The sequence below is a fragment of the Agromyces binzhouensis genome (genome assembly GCF_004135055.1).
Classification (GTDB): Bacteria; Actinomycetota; Actinomycetes; order Actinomycetales; family Microbacteriaceae; genus Agromyces; species Agromyces binzhouensis.
In genome coordinates this window covers 21,199-29,924 of record NZ_SDPL01000004.1, presented here as the reverse complement: position 1 = coordinate 29,924, position 8,726 = coordinate 21,199, and the positions used below count along the sequence as shown (strand labels likewise).

General features: G+C 70.0%; 8 protein-coding genes. 6 read left to right on the top strand and 2 right to left on the bottom strand.

The window, feature by feature from the left end; genetic code table 11:
- The coding region (gene sepH, locus ESO86_RS00875; protein ID WP_165307187.1) for a septation protein SepH at nucleotides 1-839 on the bottom strand (839 nt) is incomplete at its 3' end.
- Between the two features lie 193 nt (nucleotides 840-1,032).
- On the opposite strand from sepH, the gene ESO86_RS00870 reads away from it, so the two are divergent.
- Nucleotides 1,033-1,326, top strand: coding sequence for a DUF4193 domain-containing protein (locus ESO86_RS00870; protein ID WP_129233012.1), 294 nt, complete (start codon nucleotides 1,033-1,035; stop codon nucleotides 1,324-1,326).
- Here ESO86_RS00870 and ESO86_RS00865 read toward each other — a convergent pair.
- Nucleotides 1,323-1,787, bottom strand: coding sequence for a DUF3093 domain-containing protein (locus ESO86_RS00865; RefSeq protein WP_129233011.1), 465 nt, complete (start codon nucleotides 1,785-1,787; stop codon nucleotides 1,323-1,325). The genes ESO86_RS00870 and ESO86_RS00865 overlap by 4 nt on opposite strands.
- 38 nt (nucleotides 1,788-1,825) lie before the next feature.
- Here ESO86_RS00865 and dut point away from each other — a divergent pair, with 38 nt between their 5' ends.
- The 5 genes from dut to dxs all read left to right on the top strand — a co-directional run bounded on the left by dut (nucleotide 1,826) and on the right by dxs (nucleotide 8,708).
- A complete protein-coding gene (dut, locus tag ESO86_RS00860) occupies nucleotides 1,826-2,284 on the top strand; it encodes a dUTP diphosphatase (RefSeq protein WP_129233010.1) in 459 nt (152 codons plus the stop codon).
- Nucleotides 2,281-2,901 (top strand): DUF3710 domain-containing protein, encoded by a 621-nt coding sequence (locus ESO86_RS00855; RefSeq protein ID WP_129233009.1) that lies wholly within the window; start codon nucleotides 2,281-2,283, stop codon nucleotides 2,899-2,901. The genes dut and ESO86_RS00855 overlap by 4 nt, the downstream gene beginning before the upstream one ends.
- Nucleotides 2,898-3,665, top strand: coding sequence for a DUF3159 domain-containing protein (locus tag ESO86_RS00850; RefSeq protein WP_129233008.1), 768 nt, complete (start codon nucleotides 2,898-2,900; stop codon nucleotides 3,663-3,665). Before ESO86_RS00855 ends, ESO86_RS00850 begins: the two co-directional genes overlap by 4 nt.
- A gap of 158 nt (nucleotides 3,666-3,823) precedes the next feature.
- Nucleotides 3,824-6,634: an aconitate hydratase AcnA gene (acnA, locus tag ESO86_RS00845; protein WP_129233007.1), complete on the top strand. Its 2,811-nt coding sequence runs from the start codon at nucleotides 3,824-3,826 to the stop codon at nucleotides 6,632-6,634.
- 130 nt (nucleotides 6,635-6,764) lie between these two features.
- Nucleotides 6,765-8,708: a 1-deoxy-D-xylulose-5-phosphate synthase gene (gene dxs, locus ESO86_RS00840; RefSeq protein ID WP_129233006.1), complete on the top strand. Its 1,944-nt coding sequence runs from the start codon at nucleotides 6,765-6,767 to the stop codon at nucleotides 8,706-8,708.
- Nucleotides 8,709-8,726 lie beyond the last annotated feature (18 nt).

Genomic DNA, 8,726 nt, shown 5'->3' with positions numbered 1-8,726 from the left:
CGTCGGCGCAGCGCCTCGAGCAGGTCGGCCGTCTCGCCGGTGGGCGGTGCCGGCTCATCCGCTCGCTTGATGGCGGCACGTGTGACCGCAGCGCTCGACGCGGCGGTCGTCGTCGACGCACCGGGCCCGCTCGGCGCAGGCGTCGATCGAGCGGCGGCGAGTTCGGGCTGCGGCGCGGTGTCGTCGTCCGCGGAGTCGGTGGCGTCGAAGGTGAACGCGCCGCTGTCGAAGCGGGAGGCGTCATCGGAGGTCGAGACCGCCCGCAACCGCGGAATCATCCCGCCCCGAACCTCGCCCTGCTTCGAGAGCGTCGTCGCATCGGCGTTCTGCGGGTGAAGCGCCTGCTTGCGCGGCTCGAACGACCACCGCGCGTCGTGGTCGATGCCGTCGGCCGTGAACTCGAGCTTGACCATCCAGCCCCGCTCCTCGTCCTTCCAGCTCGCCCAGCGCTCGCCGTGCGCGCCCAGCCCCGCGAGGCGCTCGCGCACCATCGAGCCGAACGACATCGGCTCGTCGCCCTCGGCGGGCTCGGCGTGGGTCGGGACGGCGAGGGCGGAGGTGACCATGTGTTCGCGCTCGGCGATCACCGGCCCCTCGAATCGGCGGATGTCGTCGACCGACGCGCCCGTGAGCTCGGCGACCTCCTCGGCCGACAGGCCGGAGCGGATGTGCGCCTGCACCTCGCGCGGGGAGAGCTTCGGTCCGGTGCGCGTCTCCGGCACGGCCTGGCGGATGCGGGACTGCAGCACCTCGTCGACCTCGATACGGAATCGCGCGCCGTCGTCCGAGGCCGCGATGAGGGCGCCGCTCTCGACCCCGATCACCTTGAGTTCCTGCATGGCGAGAAGCCCTTCCGTGCCCTTGATCTCCGCCCAAGGATGCCATGCGGGTCCCGCGTGTGCTGGGAATACGCCGGGCGTGCCGTGAGTTGTGCATTCAACCGGTTCGGACGGTCGACGGATGGTTTGCTTACGCACTTGATTTCGTGCAGACTATGGCCGCCGAATCCTCGGCAATGGAAAAAGGATGGGAATGGCAACGGATTACGACGCGCCGCGGAAGACCGAAGACGACTCCGAGTCGATCGAGGCCCTCAAGGAGCGCGTGCCCGACAAGATGTCGGGAAGCGTCGACGTCGAGGACGCCGACAACCCCGGCAGCTTCGACCTGGCGGGAGCCGACCTGTCCGACGTCGAACTCGACGTCGTCGTGCTGCCGCCGCAGGCGGATGAGTTCACCTGCGTCAGCTGCTTCCTCGTGAAGCACCGCTCGCAGATCGACCACGAGACCAAGCTCGGGCCGATCTGCCTGGAGTGCGCCGCCTAGGCGGGCTCCCCACCGACACGAGGCCGTCGCGATCCGTTGATCGCGGCGGCCATTTCGTGCGGATGACGCGTCGACACGAGCCAGTACGGCGCCGGGTCCGCGGCATCCTCGATGGGCACCCGCACGACGTCCTTGACCCATCCGCGGATCACGAGGTACGCCCGGGCGTCGAGCCCGGTTCCTCGTTCGGTCCGCGCGGCCTCGCCCTCGGCGGGGATCGCCTCGCCCGTGAGCTCGAGCGGCACGGAGGCGCGCCCCGCACGGAACCGTCCGTCGGCGACCTCGACGACCGGCGACGTGAGCGTCAGCGAGCCGGCGACCGCCACGTAGAGGAGAACGCCGGTCGCGATGCCCGCGGGCAGCGACACCGGGGCGAGCACGAGGATGCTCGCCGGGACGAGCAGCAGGCTGATGAGGTAGATCCAGGGCGTCGGCCAGAGCCGTTCGCGGTAGTCGGGCATGGAACTATCAGACCAGACTTCTGCACTACCCTCGAACGGTGACCGATTCCGTCGATGTGCTGATCACGGCCGACCACGTCCCCGCCTACGCCCACCCGGGCGATGCCGGAGCCGACCTGCACGCCGCCGAGTCCGTCGTGCTCGAGCCCGGTGAGCGCGCCACCGTCGGCACCGGCGTCGCGATCGCACTGCCCGACGGCTACGTCGCGTTCGTGGTCCCGCGGTCGGGGCTGGCGTTCAAGCACGGCCTCACCATCGTGAACGCGCCCGGCACGGTCGATGCGGGCTACCGCGGCGAGATCAAGGTCGCACTGCTGAACACCGATGCCCGCGAGCCGTACCGGATCGAGGCGGGCGACCGGATCGCGCAGCTGGTGGTCATGCCGGTGAGCCGAGCGCGGTTCGTCGAGGTCGAGAAGCTGCCCGGGAGCCTTCGCGGCGAGGGAGGATTCGGATCCACCGGATTCGGGGCGAACCAGTCAGGAGCACACGCGTGAGCGACATCGAGAACATCGACGACATCCCCGTCGACCACCCCAAGTCCGCGCCGGAGGACCGCGCGACGAACGGCCCGCTGGACGAGTCCGAGGCCAACCCGGTCCGCCCGTACGTCGACCTCGGCGGCGTCAAGGTCCTGCCCCGCGAGGGACTGCACCTGCGCCTCGAGGTCGAGGAGGGCACGAAGCGCGTGGTCGCGGTCGGGCTCGACTACGCCAACTCGACCCTGCAGGTGCAGCCGTTCTCGGCGCCCCGGTCGAGCGGCCTCTGGCACGAGATCCGAGGCCAGATCGCCGAGCAGATCTCCCGGCAGGGCGGGTCGACGCAGGTGCGCGAGGGCACGTTCGGCCCAGAACTGCTCGCGCAGATCCCCGTGACCACCGCCGAGGGGCAGGCGGGCAAGATGCGACTCGCGCGCTTCATCGGCGTCGACGGGCCGCGCTGGTTCCTGCGCGGCGTCATCGCCGGCGAGGCCGCGGCCGATCCCGCGGCGGCCGCGAAGATCGAGGACCTGTTCCGGTCGATCGTCGTCGTGCGCGGGAACACGCCCATGCCCCCGCGCGACCTGATCCCGCTCCGCATGCCGGCGCCGTCCTCGGGTGGTCAGCCCGCGTGAGCGAGGACCACGCCGCCGACCGCACCGACCGCGACCAGCCCGGAAGCGCCGGGTCCCCGGACGGCGATGAGACGGATGACACGGCAGCCGAGTTCGGCCGCCAGGTCGCCGCAGCCGCCGAGAAGTCCGGCCTCGGCCGGATCGCCCGCGACGAGACGCTGACCCCCGCCGACCTCGTCGGCGCGCTGGGCGGCATCCGCGGGCTCGCCGAGGCGATCCTGCCCGGCCTCGTCTTCCTCGTCGTCTACACGTTCACGCGCGAGCTCGGCTGGGCGCTCGGGGCCTCGCTCGGCCTCGCCGTCGTGTTCACGGCGCTGCGCCTGTTCACGCGGAGCCAGCCGACGCAGGCGATCGCCGGGCTCATCGGCGTGGCGGCATCCGCTGCGCTCTCCCTCTGGACCGGGCGTGCCGAGGACAACTACGTCATCGGCTTCTACACCAACGCCGCCTACGCCGTCGCGATCCTCGTCTCGCTCCTCGTTCGATGGCCCCTCGTCGGCATCATCGTCGGATTCCTGATGGGCGACGGCACCGCGTGGCGCCGCGAGCGGCGGAAGTACCGCGCGATGCAGTTCCTGACGGTCGTCTGGCTCGGAATGTTCGTCGCTCGGCTGCTCGTGCAGGTGCCGTTCTACTACGCGGGCAACGTCGAGGCGCTCGGTGCGACCCGCCTGCTCATGGGAGTGCCGCTCTACGCCCTGCTGCTCGTGTTCTCGTGGCTCGTGGTGCGCGCGGTCTACCCCGCGAAGCGCGCCGCCGAGTGATACAGTTATCTCGACATCAAGATAAATCACGGGTGCGGCCGGCGGCCTGTCGGCCGGTGACGCGGTTGGGCTAGCCTTGCTGGGGCGGCCACCGGCGAACCACCGCGGGTGACGCCGGGAAGGGCCGCGTCCGCGGCATCCGCGAAGGAGAGGACATCGTGTCTGCAGTGAACAGTTTCGGGGCGAAGGACACGCTCCAGGTCGGAGATGCCTCGTATGAGATCTACCGGATCGACACCGTCGCCGGGCACGAGAAGCTCCCGTTCAGCCTGAAGGTGCTGCTCGAGAACCTGCTCCGCACCGAGGACGGCGCCAACGTCACCAAGGAGCAGATCCAGGCCCTCGGCTCCTGGGTGCCGACCGCCGACCCCGACACGGAGATCCAGTTCACGCCCGCGCGCGTGGTGATGCAGGACTTCACGGGCGTGCCCTGCATCGTCGACCTCGCAACCATGCGCGAGGCCGTCGTCGCGCTCGGTGGCGACCCGAACCGGATCAACCCGCTCTCGCCCGCCGAGATGGTCATCGACCACTCGGTCATCGCCGACCTGTTCGGCACGGAGAACGCGCTCGAGCGCAACGTCGAGATCGAGTACGAGCGCAACGGCGAGCGCTACCAGTTCCTGCGCTGGGGCCAGACCGCGTTCGACGACTTCAAGGTCGTCCCGCCCGGCACCGGCATCGTGCACCAGGTCAACATCGAGCACCTCGCGAAGGTCATCTACCACCGCGATGTCGACGGCGTGACCCGTGCCTACCCCGACACCTGCGTCGGCACCGACTCGCACACCACCATGGTCAACGGGCTCGGCGTCCTCGGCTGGGGCGTCGGCGGCATCGAGGCGGAGGCGGCCATGCTCGGCCAGCCCGTGTCCATGCTCATCCCCAAGGTCGTCGGCTTCAAGCTCTCCGGCGCCATCCCGGCGGGCGTCACCGCGACCGACGTCGTGCTCACGATCACCGACATGCTGCGCAAGCACGGCGTGGTCGGCAAGTTCGTCGAGTTCTACGGCACCGGCGTGGCATCCGTGCCGCTCGCCAACCGCGCGACCATCGGCAACATGAGCCCCGAGTTCGGCTCGACCGCCGCGATGTTCCCGATCGACGGCGTCACGATCGACTACCTGCGCCTCACCGGTCGCAGCGAGGAGCAGCTCGCGCTCGTCGAGGCCTACGCCAAGGAGCAGAAGCTCTGGCACGACGCCGACAACGAGGCCGTGTACTCCGAGTACCTCGAGCTCGACCTCTCGACGGTCGTCCCCTCGATCGCCGGTCCCAAGCGTCCTCAGGACCGCATCGTGCTCTCCGAGGCGAAGTCGCAGTTCGAGTCCGACCTGACCAACTACGCCGACGTCGACCACGACCTGGTCGACCTCGAGATCGCCGAGTCCTTCCCGGCATCCGACCCGCCCGGCAACTCGCCGGAGGACGAGCACAACCACCACATGCACCACCACCGGTCGCACGCGCCGAAGACGGCGTCGAAGCCGACCTCGGTCGAACTTGCGGATGGCACGGCCTACACGCTCGACCACGGTGCCGTGACGATCGCCGCCATCACCTCGTGCACGAACACGTCGAACCCGTCGGTCATGCTCGCCGCGGGCCTCCTCGCCCGCAACGCGGTGAAGCGGGGCCTGAAGGCGAAGCCGTGGGTGAAGACGACGCTCGCCCCGGGCTCGAAGGTCGTCACCGACTACTACGAGAAGGCCGGCCTGACGCAGGACCTCGAGGACCTCGGCTTCTACACGGTCGGCTACGGCTGCACCACCTGCATCGGCAACTCCGGGCCCCTCATCGAGGAGGTCTCGGCCGCCGTGCAGCAGAACGACCTCGCCGTGACCGCGGTGCTCTCGGGCAACCGCAACTTCGAGGGTCGCATCAACCCCGACGTGAAGATGAACTACCTCGCGAGCCCGCCGCTCGTGATCGCGTACTCGCTCGCCGGGACGATGAACTTCGACTTCGAGAACGACCCGCTCGGCACGGACTCCGACGGCAACGAGGTCTACCTGAAGGACATCTGGCCGGACGCGTCCGAGGTGCAGGCCACGATCGACTCCTCGATCGACAAGGACATGTTCGACCACCAGTACGCGAGCGTGTTCGAGGGCGACGAGCGGTGGCGCACGCTGCCGACGCCGACCGGCGCGACCTTCGAGTGGGACGCCGAGTCGACCTACGTCCGCAAGCCCCCGTACTTCGACGGCATGACCATCGAGACGACGCCGGTCTCCGACATCGTCGGCGCCCGCGTCCTGGCCCGGCTCGGCGACTCGGTCACGACCGACCACATCTCGCCGGCCGGCTCGATCAAGGCCGACAGCCCCGCGGGCCACTACCTCACGGAGCACGGCGTCGACCGCAAGGACTTCAACTCCTACGGGTCGCGCCGCGGCAACCACGAGGTCATGATCCGAGGCACGTTCGCGAACATCCGCCTGCGCAACCAGCTCCTCGACGGCGTCGAGGGCGGGTACACGCGCGACTTCACGCAGGAGGGCGGCCCGCAGTCGTTCATCTACGACGCGTCGATGAACTACCAGGCGCAGGGCATCCCGCTCGTCATCTTCGGCGGCAAGGAGTACGGCTCCGGTTCGAGCCGCGACTGGGCCGCGAAGGGCACGAGCCTCCTCGGCGTGAAGGCCGTCATCACCGAGAGCTTCGAGCGCATCCACCGGTCGAACCTCATCGGCATGGGCGTCGTCCCGCTGCAGTTCCCCGCCGGCGAGTCCGCCGAGTCGCTCGGCCTCGACGGCACCGAGGTCGTCTCGATCTCGGGCCTCGAGCAGCTGAACGAGGGCGTCACGCCGAAGACGGTGCGCGTCACGGCCGAGCCGAGCGAGTTCTCGCCCGAGGGCAAGCAGACGGTCGAGTTCGACGCGGTCGTCCGCATCGACACCCCCGGTGAGGCCGACTACTACCGCAACGGCGGCATCCTGCAGTACGTGCTCCGCAGCCTCGTCTGACGACGGCGCACGAGGGGGCGGCGGGCTTCGGCTCGCCGCCCCCGATCTCTGCCGGGGCTCACAGGTCGTCCGGCGTACACTCGAACGAAACCCGGGCGCACGGCGCCCCTCGCACCCGGAGGCACGACGGATGAGGCTGCTCGACACGATCCGCGGACCACGCGACCTCGATGCGCTGTCCGACGACGAGGTGGAGGAGCTCGCCCGCGAGATCCGCGAGGTGCTCGTCGCCGACGTGTCGAAGACCGGCGGGCACCTCGGCCCCAACCTCGGCGTCGTCGAGCTCACGCTCGCGATCCACCGCGTGTTCGATTCGCCGCGCGACCCCATCATCTTCGACACCGGACACCAGTCGTACGTGCACAAGCTCCTGACCGGTCGGAAGGACTTCACGACCCTGCGCCAGACGGGCGGACTCGCGGGCTACCCGCAGCGCTCCGAGTCCGAGCACGACGTCGTCGAGAGCTCGCACGCCTCGAGTTCGCTCTCGTGGGCCGACGGCATCTCGAAGGCCTTCGAGATGACCGGACAGGGAGACCGCCACGTCGTCGCCGTCGTCGGCGACGGCGCGCTCACGGGCGGGATGACCTGGGAGGCGCTGAACAACATCTCCGACGACAACACCCGCAACCTCGTGGTCGTCGTCAACGACAACGGGCGCTCCTACGCGCCGACCATCGGCGGGATGGCGCGCTTCCTGAACTCGGTGCGCACGAAGCAGTCGTACCGATCGCTGCACCTGAAGAGTCGCAGCGCGTTCGATCGTCTCGGATCGCCGGGTCGGGCGATCTACCGAGGCGTCCGCGGCGGCCTGCACGGCTTCCTCAGCCGGGTCAGCGGCAACGAGGCGCTGTACTCGAATCTCGACATCAAGTACATCGGCCCGATCGACGGTCACGACGAGCGCGCGCTCGAAGCAGCGCTGCGCCAGGCGAAGGACTACGGTGCCCCGGTGATCGTGCACGCGATCACCGAGAAGGGTCGCGGGTACGAGCCGGCCCGACGCGATGCCGCCGACCAGTTCCACGCGGTCGGCCAGATCGACCCCGAGACGGGCGAGTCGCTCGAGACGGCGTCCGCGCCGTCGTGGACGAGCGTCTTCGCCGACGAACTCGTGACACTCGCCGAGCGCGACGAGCGACTCGTCGGCATCACCGCGGCGATGCTGCGGCCCACGGGGCTGCACCGCATGGCCGAGCGCTTCCCGAACCGGGTGTTCGACGTCGGCATCGCCGAGCAGCACGCGGTGACCTCCGCAGCGGGCCTCGCCTTCGGCGGCCTGCACCCGGTGGTCGCCGTGTACGCGACCTTCATCAACCGGGCGTTCGACCAGGTCCTCATGGATGTCGCCCTGCACCGGGCCGGCGTGACGTTCGTGCTCGATCGGGCGGGCGTCACCGGGCCGGACGGTCCCAGCCACCACGGCGTCTGGGACCTCTCGATCCTGCAGGTCGTCCCCGGCATCCGCCTCGCGGCGCCGCGCGACTCCGTCCGCCTCGCCGAGGAGCTCGCCGAGGCGGTGCGAGTCGGCGATGCGCCGACGGTCCTCCGCTTCCCGAAGGGCACGGTCGGCACCGAGTACGACGCGATCCGCCGCACGCACGACGGGGTCGACGTCCTCACGGAGTCCGATCGCCGCGACGTGCTGATCGTGACGGTCGGCCCGATGGCCGGCATCGGGCTCGAGGTCGCCCGCAAGCTGGAGGCGCAGGGGATCGGGGCGACGGTCGTCGACCCCCGCTGGGTCGTGCCCGTCCCCGAGAGCGTCGTCTCGCTCGCGGGGGAGTACCGCATCGTCGTGAGCATCGAGGACGGGATCCGCGTCGGCGGCATCGGCACCCGGATCCGCCAGGACCTGCGAGAGGCCGGAGTGGACACGGCGGTCACCGAGGTCGGCCTGCCCGACGAGTTCCTGGACCACGGTTCGCGTGGCGACATCCTCGAGCGCGTCGGCCTCACGCCCCAGCACATCGCCCGCGACGTCACTGCGATGGTGCTCGGCAGCAAGCTCCCGCACGCCCGCAACGCGGGCATCGAGGTCCCGACGGGCACGGGGGCGCAGCCGCGCGTCTGAGCCGAGGATCGACCTCGC

Bases quoted from the DNA above. Each gene is read 5' to 3' on its own strand.
- ESO86_RS00870 (WP_129233012.1), top strand. From the start codon at position 1,033: ATGGCAACGGATTACGACGCGCCGCGGAAGACCGAAGACGACTCCGAG.
- ESO86_RS00865 (WP_129233011.1), bottom strand. From the start codon at position 1,787: ATGCCCGACTACCGCGAACGGCTCTGGCCGACGCCCTGGATCTACCTC.
- dxs (WP_129233006.1), top strand. From the start codon at position 6,765: ATGAGGCTGCTCGACACGATCCGCGGACCACGCGACCTCGATGCGCTG.